At 43.8% G+C, this 20,043-nt stretch carries 16 protein-coding genes; 7 read left to right on the forward strand and 9 right to left on the reverse strand.

Annotated features, from left to right (window positions below; translation table 11 throughout):
- Positions 1–12: 12 nt before the first annotated feature.
- From G6047_RS01680 to alaS, 8 genes are all read right to left on the reverse strand, one after another.
- Positions 13–660 carry a response regulator gene (locus G6047_RS01680; protein WP_169525736.1) on the reverse strand — a complete coding sequence of 216 codons (648 nt, stop codon included), beginning with the start codon at positions 658–660 and terminating at the stop codon, positions 13–15.
- A 190-nt stretch (positions 661–850) separates the two neighbouring features.
- A complete protein-coding gene (locus G6047_RS01685) occupies positions 851–2,635 on the reverse strand; it encodes a tetratricopeptide repeat-containing sensor histidine kinase (protein WP_169525737.1) in 1,785 nt (594 codons plus the stop codon).
- Positions 2,632–4,566 carry a tetratricopeptide repeat-containing sensor histidine kinase gene (locus G6047_RS01690; protein WP_169525738.1) on the reverse strand — a complete coding sequence of 645 codons (1,935 nt, stop codon included), beginning with the start codon at positions 4,564–4,566 and terminating at the stop codon, positions 2,632–2,634. The genes G6047_RS01685 and G6047_RS01690 overlap by 4 nt, the downstream gene beginning before the upstream one ends.
- Positions 4,567–4,618: 52 nt before the next feature.
- On the reverse strand, positions 4,619–4,894 hold the full coding sequence (locus G6047_RS01695) for a hypothetical protein (RefSeq protein WP_169525739.1): 276 nt from the start codon (positions 4,892–4,894) through the stop codon (positions 4,619–4,621).
- A 110-nt stretch (positions 4,895–5,004) separates the two neighbouring features.
- Positions 5,005–5,523, reverse strand: a complete 519-nt coding sequence (locus G6047_RS01700; protein WP_169525740.1) for a DUF6252 family protein — start codon at positions 5,521–5,523, stop codon at positions 5,005–5,007.
- Positions 5,524–5,626: 103 nt separating this feature from the next.
- Entirely contained in the window at positions 5,627–6,577 is a 951-nt protein-coding gene (locus tag G6047_RS01705) for a GSCFA domain-containing protein (protein WP_169525741.1), read from the reverse strand.
- A 68-nt stretch (positions 6,578–6,645) separates the two neighbouring features.
- Positions 6,646–7,416 carry a hypothetical protein gene (locus G6047_RS01710; RefSeq protein WP_169525742.1) on the reverse strand — a complete coding sequence of 257 codons (771 nt, stop codon included), beginning with the start codon at positions 7,414–7,416 and terminating at the stop codon, positions 6,646–6,648.
- Positions 7,417–7,752: 336 nt separating this feature from the next.
- A complete protein-coding gene (alaS, locus tag G6047_RS01715; protein ID WP_169525743.1) occupies positions 7,753–10,380 on the reverse strand; it encodes an alanine--tRNA ligase in 2,628 nt (875 codons plus the stop codon).
- Positions 10,381–10,566: 186 nt separating this feature from the next.
- Between alaS and G6047_RS01720 the strand changes: the two genes are divergently transcribed.
- The 7 genes from G6047_RS01720 (at position 10,567) to G6047_RS01750 (ending at position 16,831) form a co-directional block, all read left to right on the forward strand.
- On the forward strand, positions 10,567–11,541 hold the full coding sequence (locus tag G6047_RS01720; RefSeq protein WP_169525744.1) for a M23 family metallopeptidase: 975 nt from the start codon (positions 10,567–10,569) through the stop codon (positions 11,539–11,541).
- On the forward strand, positions 11,542–11,874 hold the full coding sequence (locus tag G6047_RS01725) for a MerR family transcriptional regulator (protein ID WP_169525745.1): 333 nt from the start codon (positions 11,542–11,544) through the stop codon (positions 11,872–11,874).
- A 93-nt stretch (positions 11,875–11,967) separates the two neighbouring features.
- Positions 11,968–12,552, forward strand: a complete 585-nt coding sequence (locus G6047_RS01730; RefSeq protein ID WP_169525746.1) for a LemA family protein — start codon at positions 11,968–11,970, stop codon at positions 12,550–12,552.
- 3 nt (positions 12,553–12,555) lie between these two features.
- Positions 12,556–12,993: a TPM domain-containing protein gene (locus tag G6047_RS01735; protein ID WP_169525747.1), complete on the forward strand. Its 438-nt coding sequence runs from the start codon at positions 12,556–12,558 to the stop codon at positions 12,991–12,993.
- On the forward strand, positions 12,993–13,778 hold the full coding sequence (locus tag G6047_RS01740; protein WP_169525748.1) for a TPM domain-containing protein: 786 nt from the start codon (positions 12,993–12,995) through the stop codon (positions 13,776–13,778). The genes G6047_RS01735 and G6047_RS01740 overlap by 1 nt, the downstream gene beginning before the upstream one ends.
- Before the next feature lie 248 nt (positions 13,779–14,026).
- A complete protein-coding gene (locus tag G6047_RS01745) occupies positions 14,027–15,025 on the forward strand; it encodes a hypothetical protein (protein WP_169525749.1) in 999 nt (332 codons plus the stop codon).
- Positions 15,026–15,037: 12 nt separating this feature from the next.
- Complete coding sequence (locus G6047_RS01750; protein WP_169525750.1) at positions 15,038–16,831, forward strand: 3-coathanger stack domain-containing protein; 1,794 nt, start codon at positions 15,038–15,040, stop codon at positions 16,829–16,831.
- Positions 16,832–16,927: 96 nt separating this feature from the next.
- On the opposite strand, the gene G6047_RS01755 is transcribed toward G6047_RS01750, so the two are convergent.
- Positions 16,928–19,729 carry an outer membrane beta-barrel protein gene (locus tag G6047_RS01755; RefSeq protein ID WP_169525751.1) on the reverse strand — a complete coding sequence of 934 codons (2,802 nt, stop codon included), beginning with the start codon at positions 19,727–19,729 and terminating at the stop codon, positions 16,928–16,930.
- Positions 19,730–20,043 lie beyond the last annotated feature (314 nt).

A 20,043-nucleotide genomic window follows, 5' to 3' on the forward strand; every position in this document is an offset into this window, starting at 1 on the left:
TAGGCAATTCGATCAAATCAGATTATTGCTTTTGGCCTTTTGTATCGCCTCGAGTTTGTTGTGCACCTGGAGTTTGGTGTAGATGTTCTCGATGTGTTTGCGCACCGTGCTCGGCGACAGGAACAAATTCTCCGCAATATTGTTGTAATTCAATCCTTTGCTTAATTGTTCGAGCACTTCGATTTCACGTGTGGATAATTTGACGTCGTCTGATGTCCGCGCATCGAAATCTACCGGATTGCGCAACAGCTTCAACGTCTTCAGGGCAATCGACGGATTCATCGCCGCGCCTCCATTCAAAGTTTCGACTATTCCCTGATGCAGATCACGCGCGTTGACTTCTTTGAGCAGGTAACCGTCGGCACCGGCTTTTATCGAATTGAAGATGTTTTCGTCGTTATCGAAAACCGTCAGCATGATGATGCGGATGTGCGGGAAACGCGCTTTGATGACCGATGTAGCTTCGATTCCGTTCATCTGCGGCATTTCGATATCCATCAGGATCAAATCGATGTTATGGCTTTGTTCAAGTTTATCGATGCATTCCTTTCCGTTGGCAGCCGTAAACCGAACCGACAAATCTTCAAAAAAAGACAGCTTCTCCTGAATCGCGCGCGTCAGGAAATGATTGTCGTCTACAATGCCGATTTTGATGTTCATCCAGAACTAACTTACAATTTTTATCAATAAAAAATCAGGAATATAAAATTCAGGATCAGTATGGATACAATGATGGTCACGACGCACCAGAACTTTACGTTTTCTATTTTCTTCGCCACCATTTTCATTGTGATTTCCACAAAGATGAGATTCCGGCCTGATTCGTAAAATACGGCATTTGGCGTATTTTTTACGTCTTGCGGATTAACGATTGATCCAAATCGATATGGATTCTGGTTCCTTTACCAACTGATGTTTCAATACGCAGTTTGCCGCCAATGTCGGCCATGCGCTTCTTCATATTGTGCAATCCATTTCCAAGTGCAACTTTTTCAGGATTGAAACCGGAACCATTATCTGAAATGTCAATTCCGATAGTTTCCGATTGACGAATCTCAACCCTGATCTTAGTCGCTCCGGAATATTTAATCGCATTGTTTATGGCTTCCTGGATGCATCTGTACACATTCATTCCAACAGCCGAATTCATGCTAAGGTTTTCCATTTCGTGAGGAAGCACACACTCAAAATCAATCTGGCTTTGCGCTTCACGTGCTTTTTCGACAAAATTGCTGATTCTGGAAACAAGGTCTTCAAATTTTATTTCGCCCGAATTCATCGCCCAGATCGTATCTCGCAATTCTACAATGGTATCACGCGTAAATTCACTGATTCCTGACAATTTCGTATCTAATTTCGAACCCGCAATATCAAAGGCGTATTTGAGGTTTTCGACAGATGAGATGATGAACGTAAGCTGCGACCCGATGTTGTCATGCAAGTCGCGTGAAATGGACAACCGCTGCTGTTGCAGTTTATTCTGTGTTTCGATATTTGCTATTGCTGATCTCAATTCATGTTCCTGCAAGATTTGCCGGTTCTTGAGTTTTTGTTGCCGATACAATAAATAACCGATGATGCCAAGAGATGAAACTCCCGAACAAATAAATAGAAACAGTATGGTTTTCCTTCGCGACTCTGCCTGTTCCTGTAACAGTTTATTATGGCTTTCAACAAGTTGCTTTTCTTTTTGGCCGGTTTCAAATTGCACTTCAAGCTCTGCGATACGCGCATTCGTATCAAAGTTGACGGTGCTGTCTTTTACCTTTTCAAACTGGCGGTAATTCTCAAGTGCCTGCTTGTATTCGCCCAATCCTTGATGCATCAGCGCGATGCTCTCGTAATTGTATTGGATCAGGTGGGCGTATTTGTTTTTCTTTGAGATTTCAAGCGACTTGCGATAATTGTCAAGTGCCGGCCTGAATTCTTTTTTGGCCGAATAGAAATCCCCGTAATAGCAATAATTTTCTGCAATACCTACGGAATCCTTTTTGGAAAGCCGCATCTGCAACGCTTCGGAAAACAACGCATAAGCCTGGTCATAGTTGCCTTCCATCGTATAAATTATGGCAATATTGTTCAGGCTGAACGGAATTCCGGTAACATCTTTTATATGTCGCTTGATGACCAATCCTTTTTTGTAGAAATACAGCGCGCTGTCCAATTGATTTTGCATTTCCTTGAGCACGCCGTAATTGTTGTAGATGCTCAAAAGTGAAGTGGTATCTGGTATCGATTCGGCCAGTGACTTTGCTTTGAGCATATAGTACTGTGCTTTGGGCATGTTCCGGCGTTTCATCTGATAACCCAGTTCACCATATTGGAAGGCGACTTTTTTACGGTTGCCAATGCGTTCGAAAACCTGTATGGCGCGAAAGGCATAATCTGTACTCAGATTGTATTTCCCTTTGTAATTATAGACGAGCGACAGGTTTGAGTAACTTTCTCCCTCGCCCAAACCGTACTTTATCTTTTTGGAATCGGAGGCATTTTTTAAATACACCACATCGAGTTTGGACGCCTGTGCCAATCGTGTTTCAAATGGAATGTTGTTAAGCGAATCTATGGTTTTCCGATTCTGGGCGATAAGAGGTACAGCCCAAAAAAGCATCGGGAAAAACCAAAGCCGTTTCATGCTTTGGGATCGGTTAGGTTCACTTGTATCTGTGTTCCTTTGTTTACAAATGAAACAACCGCGAACGTTCCGCCAATATCTTCGATACGTTTTTTCATATTCCGAAGCCCGTTTCCTTCGACGCCCGAGGTTTCAAAACCGTTTCCATCGTCCTCAATCAAAATAGCAATGCCCGAAATTTCTTTTTTGATAAAGACCGAAACCTTCGACGCGTTTGAATGTTTTATCGAATTGTTGATGGCTTCCTGTATTGTACGATAAATGTTCATGCCTTTGACCGAACTGAATTTGAGGTCGCCAAGCCCGCTGTCTATGTCGAATGAAAATGCAATATCCTGTCTTGCAAGCTGTGCTTTTTCGATGAAATTATAGACTCGGGAACGCAAGTCTTCAAACGAAATCTCGGCATGGTTCATCGCCCAGATCGTATCGCGCAATTCCACGATTGTCGATTGGGTAAACTGACTTATGTTTTGGAGTTTATCATCAAGTTTACTGCCTTTTAAATCAAACGCGTATCTCAGGTTATCGACCGAAGAAATCACAAAAGTAAGCTGGGAACCAATATTGTCATGAAGGTCGCGTGATATGCTCAGGCGTTGTTCCTGGAGCTTGTTCTGGGTTTCTATGCGACCAATCGCCGTTTTGAGTTCGTGCTCCTGCTCCTGTTGGTAATTCCGCAGTTTTTGTTGCCGATAGATGAGGAAAAGTACTAATGCAGAAAACACCGAAAGCAGTGAAATAATGACAATCCACGAATTGCGCGTCCGTACCTCATCTTCTTTTTCAAGAAGTTCGATGCGGTTGCGGGCAATGATCTGTTCTTTTTTTTCGGTTTCATGGACTACTTTGAATTCGGCCAGGGCTTCTTCCTTCTTCTCATTCATCTCGCGGGCGTATGCATCCATATATTCATCCTGGGTTTTCAAGGCCAGATCTTTTTTGCCCGAAGCTTTGTAAATATCAATAAGGATCTGATAACATTTGAGTATGTTGTGCTTGCTTTCCATATCACCAATCATGGAAATGCTTCGTTTCACGTATGTTTCCGCTTTTGCATATTGCCTACGTGCCAGTTCTATATTTCCGAGGTTGCTGTACGTATCGGCAATTTGCTTTTTATCGCCTGTCTTCAAATCAATTTTGAGACATTCGTTGAAATAGTATTCCGCACTGTCGATGCGTCCGCTGTAGAAATAACAATTCGCCTTGTTGTCCAGGAAAGCTGTTTTCAATTTATCCAAGCCAATGCTATCGCAGATTTTTATAGCCATCTTATCCAACTCCATCGCTTTTTGGAATTCACCTGAAATGCCATAAACATTGGCTAATGTATGTGCCGAATTCAGGTAAGCGAATTTATGCCTGCTGTCCTTTCCGATGCGTAGCGCTTTTTCAAGGTGTTCCCGCGCCAGCTTCATATCATTCTTTTCCATGTAGACAGACCCGATATTTCCGTTGGTCGCAATAAGGCCACGCGTATTTTTAGTGCGTTCGTAAATGGTCAATCCGCTCAGGAAAAACTGCAGCGCCTTTGGGTAGTCGCTGGTATTCTTGTAATAATTTCCAATTCCGCATAAAGCCCGCGCCCGCAACGTGTCGTTCCCTTTTTTCTCCAATAGCTTCAAAGCCGTTTCGAACGATTTGAACGACAGCTGGAACCTGGCATTCCCCGAATACGCAACGCCGGTCACGATTTGAGCCATTGCTTTGTATTTTGCAGATTCAGGCATTGCCTTTATCTCCATTCTGGCAGCGAGCGCCGTGAGCGAATCCATCGGTTTGAGCATATAGGCATCGACCTTGGAATAGTCGGATATGATCGCTGTTTGATTGGACGATAACCGTTCACCGGATTTTTGCCTTTCGGAATCGGAACAGCCAAAAAGAAAAACGGCGATAAGAAATAAAAGTGAAATCCGATACATCATTGTAAGCCAGGTTTGGAGCGAATATAATAAAGTATTGAAATCCAAGCCTAAGTTATTCCTTACCATAAAGCTGGCCCATAGTATCCCGGAACGCGAGATAGATGTCACTACCGATAATAGTGTTCGACTGCCGTATGCTGTTGAGCATCTCGTCACTGAGTTTCACCTGCCCTTTTGCAATCAGGTTGTTGTAGTTTTCCTCGACGAACTTTTGATGTAATGCCAGCATGCTTTGTTCGTGCATGAGCGTTTGCCGACGAATCTTGATCTGGTGCCAGACAAGAATGCAGCTCATGACTAAAAATACAAACACCGATGACAGGATCATTGTGGAAATTTTGCTTCAAAGTTCCGTCACAACCAACTAAAAAAAAATACGGCAATTGCCGTATTCTTCCAAAAAGCCGATAATATGATCGGCTACCACACAACTATTTATTACTGCATAAAAATGCCGCGGAAAGATCCGTTGGTAACTGATTTTGCGGCACAACTGTTTTCTTCAGACTTTCCTGTGAACTCGAATGTCCCTTCAATTTGCGTATCGCTTATCTGGGTTACGTGTACCACTCCTGTCGCGCCTTCGCATTCGCCTGTATCATAACTCGCCGTAGAAGAACCCATGCCGTCTACATAAGCCATCACGCTGTCAGAATCCGGTGTCACATTATAATCGCCTGTTGCGGTGATTCCAAAAAGGTTGATGGTGATGGCATGTGCGTCCGGATTAGCTCCTGTAATCATAATCAGGTTTCCTGCACCTGTTCCTGTGCGTACCGCCGTTACTGTAGAAACGCCCATTACCGCTGCTTCAAAACCAGATCCGTTGACACTTGCCGTAATATAGGAACCAGATTGTCCGCCTGTCCCTACAGCCTCATCACCGTTGCAAGCCGAAGCAAGCGCGATCAATCCCGTAAATAAAATTGCTTTTCCGAAAATTTGAAACTTTTTCATTTGTCTGTTCAATTTGAGTTAGTATTTGATTTGATTCGGTGTTTTAATCCGTTACAAATCTGCGACTAAGCCCAAACTGCGGCAATAAGGCATTTGCCGTATTTTAGAATTCCATGTGAGGGAACTGGAGCTGCAACGCCGAAATTCTCTTGTCGATGAGTTCCAAATGACGCTTGTAAGAATCGGAATTCAAATCGAAAGGTCTGTGTTCCGATGCTTTCCTGATAAAAGAAACGTTGCCCATGACTTCAGTGGTTTCGGCAGTCATGATGCTTTGTGAAAAACGTTCCCAAATGTAATCTATCGCCATATCTGACGGATGCAGCATATCAGTGGCAAAAAACCGGTAATCGCGCAATTCGTCAAGCACGATTTCATACGATGGAAAATAGACGATATCCTGATTTTCCGATTCCTCCATAAAAGAATGCAATCCCGATATCAGGTTGGCTTTGCTGCGTTGATTCCCGACAATACCGTCTTTGATGTGGCGGACGGGTGAAATGGTAAAGATTTGGACAGCCGACGGATTCCATTTTGATATTATGGCTGATAATTTCCGTACCGATTCGTAAACCTCAGTTGGTGAAAGCAACACTTTTTCAAATTGCTGCTGAGGCACTTTATGGCAATTGGCCACTATTTTTCCCGATGTTAGGTGACGATAGACCCAGGCCGTCCCCAAGGTAAAAATAAAATGTGAAGCAGATTCGAGAGCCTTTTTTGTTTCCCTGACAGCACGTTGCAATGACAATTCAAGTTGTGATCTATCAGTATTGCTGAGTTTGGAATGGGAACCGAAATAATGCCATTTACCATGCTGCTCAAAAACGTCAAAAGCCTTTTCGTTCGACGAATCCGCTAGCTCAAACAAATCCAGAAGCACTAATGGATTGAACAAAATACCGAACGGGTTTGTAATAGTCCGGAACTGGAAATACTCCAGTTTTTGGGCCATGCTTTCGGCAAAACAAGAACCCCCTAGAAAGACAAGTGAATCGTGCGTGATCTTTTTCGGAATAAGCGGAACCGGAACTGGCGTGGTGAATTGCATCTGGGCAAATATCGTAAATAAAAAAACTCCGGCACAAAGGCCGGAGCATACTAAAAGTTTTCCCCCATTTAGTATATATATTCTGTTATTCCGGAATCCCCATCAAGCGGATCACTCGATACAATGCGAAGTGGGAAATCCAGTGAATCGTAGACATATGTTTTGGTCACCAACACAGGATCTTGTCCTTCCGTGGTTTGTGTATTGGTCAATACGTTGTGAAAAATACCTTTTTGGTTGGTACTTAACAGACTGGAAATTTTGTCATAGCCAATGATATTTCTGGTTGGCGTATTGTGTGTATCATAGGTATAATCACAAATGCGTCCGTAACCGCTGTCCACGTTTAGGGTTTTGGTATGTGTAATTTCACCGTTCTGCATGAGAAGGACACCTTGCATTACAATTTGTGTCTGTGATTCATCGGAGCCAAAATACTGGGTCACCGAAATCGAACCATCAGGAGCATATTCATAAACCTGTTTACGGCCCCAATCTGCAGAAATGTCAAGATGGGTTGTAATTCTGCCCTGGTCATCGTATTCATAGGAATCAGTGGTCACCTCACCGAATTCATTGCTCGATTCCACAGATACGATGAGATTATCATTGTAAGTAAAATGCTGCTCGGAACCATTATCACTAATGATGCTGACCAACTTCTGTCCATCATAATTCCAGACCGACGTAACGGATTCACCAGACCAACCGGTTGTGATGCTCTTTTGAATAAGACGTAATTTAGGATTTACCTCAGGAGATGGAGTAGTATCTGACTCCGATGTGCAAGAAACCAGCAGAAGCAAAAATGCAGAGATAAGTAGGTAGCTGTTTTTCATGGCGAATAACAATTGAAATTTGGATATGCCAAAAGTATGTGAGTGGTTTTCACGCAGAAAAAAAATCGGATGAGCGGCCTGAATTCTTGTTGAAATGCACTTTTTGGCCAATTTCACTTCGGCTAACCGTTTAAATATGAGGATTGTCGGAACGATGCGGACAACACTGGATTTCTCCACCGACAAAATATCCGTGACAATAAAATTTGTCGCAGGCGAACTGTCGCAACTTCCCGACAATTATGTTTTCAGGAAGCAAATTGTCAGAAAACAAAAAGGGTTTTAATAGAATTAACCCAAGGAAATAAAAAACCCGGAACTAAATCCGGGTCCGTTTTATCTGATGAAATCTTCTGCTTTTTCAAGCGCTTCAGGAATTCCAAGAGGGTCTTTTCCGCCTGCCGTGGCAAAAAACGGTTGTCCGCCTCCGCCGCCCTGGATATATTTTCCGAGTTCGCGTACGACTTGCCCGGCGTTGAGTCCTTTTGAAGCGACGAGTTCTTTGGAAACATAAACGGTCAGCATTGGCTTTTCATCATTGACGGTTGCCAACACAATAAAGATATTCTCACCAAGGTTTCCGAGTTCGTAGGCCAGGTCTTTTGCGCCTTCTGCGGCTAAATCTACCTGAGTCGCCAAAAACCTAACGCCGTTGACTTCGCGGAATTCATTCGCCATCGAACTTTTAAGTGCCTTTGCTTTTTCACGCAACAAAGCCTCAACCTGCTTTTTGAGTTTGACATTTTCCTCCTGCATGGCAGCAACCGCTTTGAGTGTGTCCTGCGGATTCTTTAACGTCTCTTTTATTTCTGACAATGCTTTTTCCTGATTGGCGAAATAGTCTTTCACGGCATCGGAAGTAATCGCTTCAACCCGACGGATTCCAGCGGCGACAGCACTTTCTGAAACAATCTTGAAATGCCATATATCTGCCGTATTCTGAACATGGATTCCGCCGCAGAGTTCCACGCTTTGCCCGAATTTGATCGCGCGTACCGAATCGCCGTATTTCTCACCGAACAACGCCATGGCACCTTCGGCCACAGCTTCAGCAAACGGAATGTTGCGTCTTTCGACGAGCGGCAAATGTTCGCGGATGCGGTCGTTGACGAAATTTTCCACCGATTGTAGTTCGGCATCTGTCATTTTTGAAAAATGCGAGAAATCGAAACGCAGATAACCCGGCGAAACGAGCGAGCCTTTTTGTTCTACATGGGTTCCCAGAACCGAACGCAACGCCTGATGCAACAAGTGAGTCGCCGAGTGATTTCGGGCCGAATGTTCGCGCAGTTCCCGATTGACTTTCGCCGTCAACGGACCTGACGCATCTTCCGGCAACGACTGCGTAATATGTAAAATCAGGTTGTTTTCTTTTTTGGTATCGAGCACCGGAATTTCTTTTGATCCGGCAATCAAAACACCTCTGTCGCCAACCTGTCCGCCGCCTTCCGGATAGAAAGGTGTCGCATCGAGGACAATCTGGAATTGTTTTCCATCTTTTTTGGAATCGACCTGACGATAGCGCGTAATGTGGGCTTCGTTTACAAGCAGATCATACCCAACGAAACTCTCCTCCATCTTTTCACGCACGATGACCCAATCTTCGGTCGAAACTTCGGATGCTGCACGAGAGCGTGTCTTTTGCTCGAACATCGCTTTGTCAAAATCGGCTTCGTTGTAACTCATGCCGTTTTCTTCGAGGATTAAAGCGGTCAAATCTTTAGGGAAACCGAACGTATCATACAATTCGAATGCTTTTGCACCCGGAACTTCTTTGCCCTGGGTTTGTTTTACGACATCATCAAGCAATTGCAATCCTTGGTCGAGTGTACGCAAAAACGCATTTTCTTCTTCGCGGATCACGTTCTTTACCAAATCTTTCTGCTGACGGATTTCAGGAAATGACGAGCCCATTTGAGCCGCAAGCGTATCGACCAGTTCAAAAATGAATGCCTCTTTTGTATCCAAAAACGTAAACCCATATCGGATAGCGCGACGCAAGATCCTGCGGATTACGTAACCTGCACCTGTATTTGACGGAAGCTGACCATCGGCGATAGCGAATGCCACAGCGCGCACATGATCGGCAATGACCCGAATGGCTATATTGGTTTTTTCCTGCTCGCCCAATGCTTCACCTTTGACATATTTCTTTCCGGTAAGCGTGACGATTTTTTCAATCAGCGGCCCGAAAACATCGGTGTCATAATTCGATTGCACACCTTGCAGAACCATGCAAAGACGTTCGAAACCCATTCCGGTATCAACGTGACGCGCGGGAAGTTTTTCAAGAGATCCGTCGGCTTTTCGGTTGAATTCCATGAATACGTTGTTCCAGATTTCAACTACGTGCGGATGATCGTTGTTGACCAAATCGCGACCTGAAACTTTTGCTTTTTCTTCGGCCGAACGTATATCGACGTGGATTTCCGAACAAGGCCCGCACGGACCCTGGTCGCCCATTTCCCAGAAGTTGTCTTTTTTGTTCCCGAGCAGGATTCTGTCTTCTGATATCAATGACTTCCAGATGTCCCAGGCTTCCTGGTCGAACGGAACATTTTCTTCTTTGGAACCTTCAAAAACGGTCACATACAATATGTCTTTATCGATTTTATAGACTTCGGTCAATAATTCCCAGGCCCAATGGATCGCTTCTTTTTTGAAGTAATCACCAAAGCTCCAGTTGCCGAGCATCTCGAACATGGTGTGGTGATAGGTATCTTTCCCTACTTCTTCAAGGTCGTTGTGTTTTCCGGAAACCCGAAGGCATTTTTGGGTATCGGCAATCCGCTTGGATTTTGGCGTGGCGTTGCCCAGAAAATATTCCTTGAACTGGGCCATTCCGGAATTGTTGAACATCAGCGTCGGGTCGTCTTTCAAAACGATTGGCGCCGATGGAACTATTAAATGCCCTTTGGACTGGAAAAAATCGAGGAATGTGGAGCGTACTTCTTGAGAGTTCATTGTAATTAACTAATTGGACAATTTGGAAATTTGGAAATGCTAAAACCGGAAAGAATATTATGACTCATATCATTTTCAAATTTCCAAATCTTCAAATTTCCAAATTCACTACATTTGTTTCGAACCGAGTCGTAACATCGGTCAAATCGCCTGTTTTTAACGTGCAAAAATAGGATATTTCGCAACATGAAGAAGGTAAAATATTACTACGATCCTGAAAATCTGGCATTCCGCAAGATCAAGGTGAAAAAGGCCACGAAACTAGGCTATGCGGCCTTGTTCCTGCTGGCATCGGCATTGTTTGGGACGCTGGCTTTCTATGTAGTGATCAGTACGCCTTTCTTCGATACGCCAAAAGACAGGTTGCAGGCGCGCGAAATCGAGAACCTCAAGCTCAATTATTCGCTTTTGGAACGTCAGATGGATGAAGTGGATGCGGCACTCGACGGCCTTGAGCAAAGAGACGAGAATATTTACCGAAGTTATTTCAACTCGTCAAAATCGGCCGACGAAAAACAAAAAAAAGATAGCCAAAAGAACCGATACAAAGAGCTTGAAGGTTACAACAATGTGGAATTGGTGACGACTGCGAGCAAACGCATGGACAGCATCAAAAAGCAATTGGTATTGCAAAGCGTATCGCTCGATGAAATTGTATCATTGGCGAAAAAGAAAAACAAACTGCTTGCTGCTATCCCGGCGATTCAGCCGGTCAGGAAAGAAAACCTGAGTGCGGTGGCTTCGGGATTCGGATATCGTACAGATCCGTTTACCAAAGTGAGCAAGTTCCATGCGGGAATGGATTTTTCATCGCGTACCGGAACGCCTGTTTTTGCAACAGGTGACGGAATTGTGGAACGTGCCGACAGCAACGAATCGGGTTACGGAAACCACATCGTGATTCGTCATGGTTACGGTTACGAAACACTTTACGGACATTTAAGCAAGTACAAGGCAAAGCGCGGACAACACGTCAAGCGGGGCGAAATCATAGGTTATGTAGGAAGCACGGGCCGAAGCGAGGCACCTCACCTGCATTACGAAGTGCACAAAAACGGCGAGGTGGTGAACCCGCTCAATTTTTATTATGCAAACATTTCGGCAGCGGAATATGTGGCGATTGCCAAAGCTGCCGACCAGGAAAACCAATCGTTAGACTAAATGCAGATAGATTTATCACCGGACAAACGGTATTACAGCATAGGCGAAGTGGCGAAGGCGTTCAACGTGAATGCATCGCTGATTCGTTTCTGGGACAAGGAATTCGATGTTCTCAAACCCAAAAAGAACGCAAAAGGCAACCGGATGTTTACACCGGAAGATGTCAAAAACCTTCAACTCATTTATCACCTGGTCAAGGAACGCGGCTTTACGCTGGACGGAGCGCGTGTGCATTTGAAAGAAGGACAGAAAAAAACGCTCGACAAATATGAAATCATCAGCAAACTTGAAGGCATTAAAAAGCAACTGACCGATTTGAAAGACGCACTTTAGTTATTATTATTTTTTATTGTAATTATTTATTCGAACAAACGGATATCCTAAAAATTTTAAACAAACAAAAACAACTTTTAAAACAAATTCAAAATGAGAAAATTTCTTCCGTGGATCATTATCGCAGGTGTCGTATTGATCTTGATTTTTTGGTGGATTGGCGTTAAAAACACGGCGCTTCAATACAACCAGGCTGTAGGTAAAGAATGGGGTAATGTGGAAACGGCTTATCAAAGACGGAATGACCTGATTGGCAATTTGGTCAACACGGTAAAAGGTGCCGCCGATTTTGAAAAAGGCACGTTAACGGCCGTTATCGAAGCCCGGGCAAAAGCGACATCGGTCAACATCGATCCGTCTAACATCACACCGGAACAATTGGCCCAATTCCAACAGGCTCAGGCTGGTGTAACATCTTCCCTATCACGTTTGTTGGTGGTAGCCGAACAATATCCTCAACTGTCCGCAACCCAGAATTTCCGTGATTTGCAGGCTGAATTGACAAGCACAGAAAACCAGATCCTTACAGCGCGCACCCGTTTCAACGAATCGGTCCAGGCCTATAACGGATATGTTTTGAAAGTACCACAAAGCCTTGTACTAGGTGGGTCTTATCCTGAGAAAGCATTTTTCAAATCTGTCGAAGGCGCTGACAAACCTGTCGAAGTAAAATTCTAACAAATGCCTGAAGCCATCGATTTGCTGACCCGCAACGAAGAACTGGAAGTAGTCGAAGCGATCCGGCTAGCAGAAGGCCAGACTTCTGGTGAAATCCGCGTGCACATTGAACGTTCGTCTGTAGCACCACATTTTGACCGCGCCAGGGAATTGTTTCATTTACTAAAGATGGACAATACAAAATTGCAGAACGGTGTATTGATTTATCTGGCTTCAGATGACAAACAGTTCGTGATTCTGGGCGATAAAGGAATCGATGCCGTAGTGGAAAATGATTTTTGGGATTGTACCAAAGATGCCATGGCCGAGCATTTCCGCAACGGCGACTTCAAACAAGGGCTCATTGCCGGAATTTCACGTGCAGGCGAAAGATTGCAGCAGTATTTCCCGTGGCAAAACGACGATACCGATGAACTGTCAAATGAAATTTCAAAAGGCTGATGCAAAACTCTTTTTTTAGCAGAAGCCTTTTGGCTTTTATCGCTTTTGTTTCGATAACCGTTTCGGCCCAGTTCAAGATTCCTGAGAAACCTTCGTTCCAGACGAGCGTTTACGACTATGCAAAAGTTCTAGATGAATCGGAACGGTCGCAACTCGAAGAAAAACTGATCCGGTATTCCGATTCGACCACGACCCAGATTGTTTTTGTCAGCGTTCCGACCATCGAAAACGAAGATATCAACATACTCGGCCCGAAATGGGGTCATGCATGGGGCGTCGGGCAGGAAAAAGAAGACAACGGTGTTTTTATCCTCATGGCTGTCAAGGAGCGAAAAATCGGCATCTATCCGGGTTACGGCGTCGAAGACCGATTGATTGCCGCAACCGGAAAACAAATCATAGATTACATCATAACTCCTGAATTCAAACAAGGAAACTTCTACGCCGGGCTTGACAAAGGTTCCGATGCGATTTTCCTGGCGCTCCAGGGCAAATACAAAGGCACCCGAAAGCAGGATAACGAAAGCTTTCCGTGGCCTGCATTTCTCATAATCGGATTCTTTATCCTAATCATTATCCTAAGAGGACGCGGAGGCCGTGGTAACGGAGGACGCGGAGGTGGTTTTGGCTCTACACTTAGCGATATCATAATCCTGAGCAGCTTGGGACGCGGTGGTTTCGGAGGATCTTCGGGTGGTGGAGGATTTAGTGGTGGCGGAGGCGGATTCGGTGGCGGATTCGGCGGAGGCGGATTTAGTGGAGGCGGATCCAGCGGTGGTTGGTAAGATAAAATATTCTTTAATTAGGCCGGAATCTATTCCGGCCTTAATTTTTTGAAATTCAGCCTATAATCAACAAGCTTTAAAAACCTAACCCAATCTTAACAACAATATCTTTTCCAGATACTCAATCTGCCGAGCTAATTTCGTAAGTTAGGCCTATTCCAAATTCAAACTTATCGCCTTTTCAATCATGGAGTCATAACGAACTCACCATGAGTGTATTTGTATTAAATTAACTTAATATATCTATCATGAAAAAAAGATTAAAATTTGGAATCATGGCAGTACTGGCCTCTTTCAGTCTGCAGTCACAAACATTGAAAGCAACTGCGTCTGGTTCCGTAGTGACCAATTCTACTGCCGGAAACAACAGTACATTTGTAGGAACCAGTGCCGGAGCTGTAACAACAGGAGCTTCAAATACATTTGTGGGCTATCAGGCCGGCTCTTCGAATACAACAGGGTTAGGCAATACAATGTTAGGAACAAATGCAGGCTCCTATAATATTACCGGCATATCCAATACCTTTATCGGAAACGGAGCAGGGTATAATAACACAGGCTCATACAACACACTGATTGGTACAGCATGTGGTTCGAACACAACTTCTGGCGGAGGGAATTCATTCCTGGGCCATGGTGCCGGCGACGCAAATACCACCGGAACCAACAATACCTATCTTGGCTTTTTGGCCGGAAACACAGCGACTGGTTCATACAATATATTCGTTGGCCAGGGTGCAGGCAAATCAGGAAGCGGGAACGATTTATTGTTTGTCGATAATTCCAATACACAAAACCCACTTATTTGGGGAAGTTTCGTTAACGGCAGCCGTCAGCTGAAGTTCCATGGGAAAGTTGGGATTGGCGGAGAATACAATACGGCATTCGGATCTTTTCCGACTACTGCCGGAGGTGTTTCGGTCGCGAATTACAAACTTTTTGTAAAAGGAGGAATATTGACGGAAGAGGTTCGGGTAAATACTGTATCAGGCTGGGCTGATTATGTCTTTAAAGACGACTATCACTTAAGACCTTTATCGGAAGTTGAGCAATTTATTACAGACAACGGGCATTTGCCAAATGTTCCTTCTGCCTGTGAAGTGGAATCCGACGGTATCGAATTGGCGAATATGGCAAAAATACAGCAGGAGAAAATTGAGGAGTTGACGCTTTATCTTATCCAGCAGCAAAAGGAAATCGAAACGTTGAAAGCCCAGATGAATCTTTTACTTGAAAAGAAACAATAAGCCCATAAAAAGATGAAAAATATATCTGTCTTATATGGTTTATTGTTGTTTGCGGCAATAAATAGCTTTTCGCAAAATCCGCGTAACAACCACTGGCAGCTTGGAACACAAGATGTAAAAGTTAACGGCAACACACCGTCCGTCACAACAATAACGGCAGCGGCTAATAAATACGGACTTGCGACAATTAGTGATACTAGCGGAAATCTACTGTTCTACACGGATGGTGTTACAGTCTGGAATAGTACACATGCAATTATGACAAATGGAACCGACTTGGGCCTTTCCGTACAGAACGTGGTCATTGTGCCAAATCCGGGAAATATAAGCCAGTATTACGTGATTAGGTCAGTTGACAATCCCTGCCTTTGCACGAGTACGACTGGTGGAATTATATATGCTTATTCGTTGGTTGAATTCAACGCTGCAAATCCGCTTGGGATACTATTGAATATAAATCCTTCATCAGGCAGTTATCCGGAGTCATATTACACTAAGGTATTGAAAGACGCCTCATTAAATCCTGCTGCAAATAGTTTTTATTATGGGCCATTAGTTGTTACAACAAATGTTGACGACACTGCATATTGGGTAATCTTACAATCGGGAAACAATATCTTAAGTTATAAAATCGATGCGAGCGGCCTTAATTCAGTTCCCGTCACTTCTGGCTTTACATCATCACAAATCTATAATTTGGGAACTTTTGACTCCGCCCACGTACTTATAAATGGAAAAGAAGGCGCAAACTTTAGGATTACTAATGACAAAACAAAACTGATTGGTCTTCAATATTCTGATTCAGGTGATGACTACGATACTGACAATGGAGAATTTGCAAACACCAGTTCTTTTTACCAGCTGAATTTCAATTCGACAACAGGTGCATTTTCTAATTATCTTTCGCTAATGTCCGAGTATCAGATTACTGGATTTGAATTATCCCCTAACTCGGGTAATTTGTTCTACGTGCGCAAACCCAAACCACTCAGCAGTATTCCATTCAGCAAAGGAGAAATTGTAGTGAAGGACTTGACAAATTTATCAAACCCCTTAATCACGTTGAATATGACTTCAACGACAACACCATCTTCAATGTTTACTTATCTCCAAAAAAATGACAAAGGTGAGATTTGGGTAAGTTCGGTACAAACAACCGGAAACAGGAACAAATATTTACATCAGATAATAGGATCCAATTCTTATTCAGCCAGTTCCGTTACAGCTGACGTGCTCTATCTGAATACATATTCAATCAACAGAATGCCACAACTTGTCCTGAAGGCGAATGACTGTACCTCTAATCTTATTTTGTCTACAGCAGTCACCTTTGGTACCGATACGCGTCAGGCCTCACAAACCATTACAGCATCTAATACATTTTCGGCAGGAACGGCAGGAATTTATCATGCAGGCACCAGCGTTGTCCTAACCAATGGATTTTATGCCCCGAATACTTCACGTTTCAGGGGTTATATTGAGGGATGTTCAGGAACATATCTGGGACGGACGGCCCCATCGGAAGAAGAACATGATGATACGTCAGCAATCGATACGCTTCAGAAGAATGAAGTTGTTTTATATCCGAATCCTACCAATGGAATTTTGAATGTCTTCCTTAAAGATGAAAAGATAAGTTCTATAAGCATATCCCAACTGACCGGACCGCAAAAACCTATGGAATTCCGCGTTGATAATTCAGAGAAGGCATCAATAGATTTGAGTTTGCTTCCAGGCGGATTGTATTTAGCCCGGATTCAAACTTCAGATGGAAAAACCTTTTCCCAAAAGTTCATCCGGAAATAAAGTATTTCCAGATAATGACCAACAAGAAAGCCCGGATAAATCCGGGCTTTGTCATTATTCTGCAGGCTGGCTTTAACCGTTCAAAGAAATATTCTTTTAATCTTCAAAAAAGAACGCGCCGCCCTCTTTCTTCTTCCCTCCGAATTTCTTCAGCGAGTACGTAAGCGAAAACATCAGATACCGTTTCAAGACCGTATTCTGTTCGTCACGGACTGTAGTTGAAGAAATCGTCCGCATGGTATTCTGGTTCTGGTTGAGCAAATCGTACACTTTAATCTTGGCCAAAAGTGAATCTCCTAGGAAATTATACCCAAGGCTCATGTTCCACAAATAGAAATCTTTCTTGAATCCGTCGCCCAAATTCGAATTGTAGGTATATGTCAGATCATTACCCCAAACCACATGTTTTGGCCAATAACTGGTAGTCTGTAAAGCTACCCGATGCGTCACGTTGCTTTCGCGGTCACGGTTAAAATTGGTGTATTTGGTATCGGTATAGGTGAAATCGTACTTAGGGGAAATCGTTAGTAATTCGCCATAATCGTAATTGAAGTTGACGCGAGGCGTGATGCGCATGCTTTTGGAATCGTACAATTCGCCGTTTGTATAGCCTAAATTACGGTTGTAACCTGCATTGGCACCAAAACCAAAACGGAACTTGTGCGCTTCGTGTTTGATTGATTTGTTCCAGTTTCCGCCAAACCACGAATTCACGGCTCCCGAAACATTTTCATACGTGGTGTTCGCTTTACCGGACGAATCATAGATAGTACTCGAAACTACCTGGTTGTCGAATAAATTTCCGCCGGCATAAATGCTCCAGCCAGATTTTGTGGCATAGTCGTAATCGCGCAGGCTCAGGTAGAAATAATGCGATTTGTTCGGCTCGACCTCGGCATTACCCCTAATGGTGTTGAACGGATTCGACACGTCCACGATCGGCAATATCTGCGAACCCCAAGGGAAATCGACATTGTAGCTGTAGTTCATCCACATGGACATCGATTTGGTGAACTGGAAATTTGCCCATGCATTTGCATTCGGAAGCAGGTAATGCTTGATCAATCTGGTGTAAACGCCCTGGTAATACGAATGGTTATCGAAAACAGATATATCGGTTCCGCCGCGAAGACTGAACGAGAATTTCTTCTTCTCCATGCTTATTCCGGCACTCGGGCCAATGGTCTGCGCCCTTGAACTTTGGTAATGCGACAGGTCGATATCAGTAAGGTCATATTCACCCGTGGCATCGTTGTAATTCAAACCGTCACGGTCACGAACAACTTGCCTGCTGTTGAAATTTAAAGCAAGATCCACGGCAAGCGAATCACGTAAAGGTTCACGGTATTCGACACTGACATTGTAGTTATCCTGTATCACTTTGTCGCGTACCAACTGGTTCCGGTTGTCTACAATAGTCTGGTCTGATATACCATCTCCATTCAGGTCTTCGTACCGATTGTTGAAAGATGTGGTGCGTTTATCGGTATGGTCAACATTGCTGCTCAAATCGCCCCAGCCGGAAATATAGCGCCCTTTTCTTTTGAAAGTTCGCGTGAAATAGAATTCAGTCCCTACCTGATGCGTATCCTGGTCTGTCCGGTTATCGAAATTACTGTCGTTGGCCAGTTGCCCGTCTTCACGAACAGTAGTCGAAGCACCCTTACTCGTACTCAAATTGTACGCCTTGACGAATTTCGGGCGAACAGTGATGCTCGTCAATGAATCCGGCTTGACCTCGAACTCGATATTGGCATTGTGCGCGTATTTATAATTACGGCTGACCGATTCGGATGCCGTAGTCAAATCACCTTCCGGCAATAAACGCACTTCATTGTATTTGTTGTCGTTCTCAGTATCGGCGGCCGTATAAAAGTAACTTCCGTTCGTCGTGAAATCTTTGACCAGCTCATCTGAATAATTTAGCCCGAGTAATTGTGATTTCGTGATTCCGTATCCACCGCCAAACTGCATTCCGTTGATGCCAAAGCTACCGTCGTCATTCATCCAGACCGATGAATTGCGCCCGCCACCCATGCTGTCGAAAATCTCGTTCATCGAAAAACCTGTCGAATTGATATTGTTGGCCGACCCGATTACCGAAAGCTTGCGTTTGTCCTTAAAGTAGTTGAGCATCAGGCTGCTTTCATATCTATCGTCGGTTCCGTAACCGCCATTGATTTTGCCAAAGAAGCCTTTGTTCTTGTCTTCGTCTATCGTCAGGTTGATGCTGGCATTATTCGAACTTGCCTTTTCACCCGTTTGCTCTTCTTTCTTGGATTTGGTATCGGTGATCTGGACTTTGTTGATGATGTCCGATGGCAGGTTCTGCAAAGCGACTTTTCCATCCTTATCGAAAAACGGTTTTCCGTTCACCAGGATTTGGTTGACTTCTTTTCCGTTGACGGTAATCTTTCCGTCGGCATCTATTTCCACGCCGGGTAACTGTTTGAGCAGGGTTTCCACATTGGAATCAGGCCTGATCTTGAACGATGCTGCGTTAAATTCAAGTGTATCGTTCTTGATCCGGATTGGCGGCGCTTCTGATTTTACGACCACTTCCCCGAGCATTTCGCCTGCATCCTGTAACCGCATGGTGCCAAAATCGGCGCTTTCAGACAACCCTTTTTCGTATGTTTTTTCAATTAGCTGATAGCCGACAAAAGACACTTTGAAGATTACAGGCTTGTCCGTCTTTCTGGTGGCAAGGCTGAAATTTCCGGATTTGTCGGTGATGGTGTAATCGATCATGGTCGAATCCTTTGCAGATACCAGATAGACCGTTACTGCTTCCAGCGGAATCTGGGTTTTGTCTTCAAGGATTTTACCTTTGATCGTGATGTTCTGGGAAAAAGCGGACGCACCCGCCAATAGTAGGAAGTAGAAAAATTTAGGCATTGATTGTTCGTTTGGTTTGATTGATGGTTCCGATTCGCCACACCTTTAGTTTTAAAGGATGCGTCGCTCCGGTGATGATTATCCTATAACAGACAAAAAACAGAAATCGTATCGACGAGGAAAAATTTCTTACAAAATGTTTAACAGAATTAACATTTTTCCGGTTATATTTCAATGAAAAACAAGGACTTGAAAGAATGCTTTTTTGAAAAGGATTACTAAAAAATATCTAATGGCGTAATAATAATTTAAAAAAGATTGTATCAGATGAAATACTGACTTTTTACTAAATAGCCATCTATTCAAACACTCAC

The organism is Flavobacterium silvaticum, assembly GCF_012911565.1.
Classification (GTDB): Bacteria; Bacteroidota; Bacteroidia; order Flavobacteriales; family Flavobacteriaceae; genus Flavobacterium; species Flavobacterium silvaticum.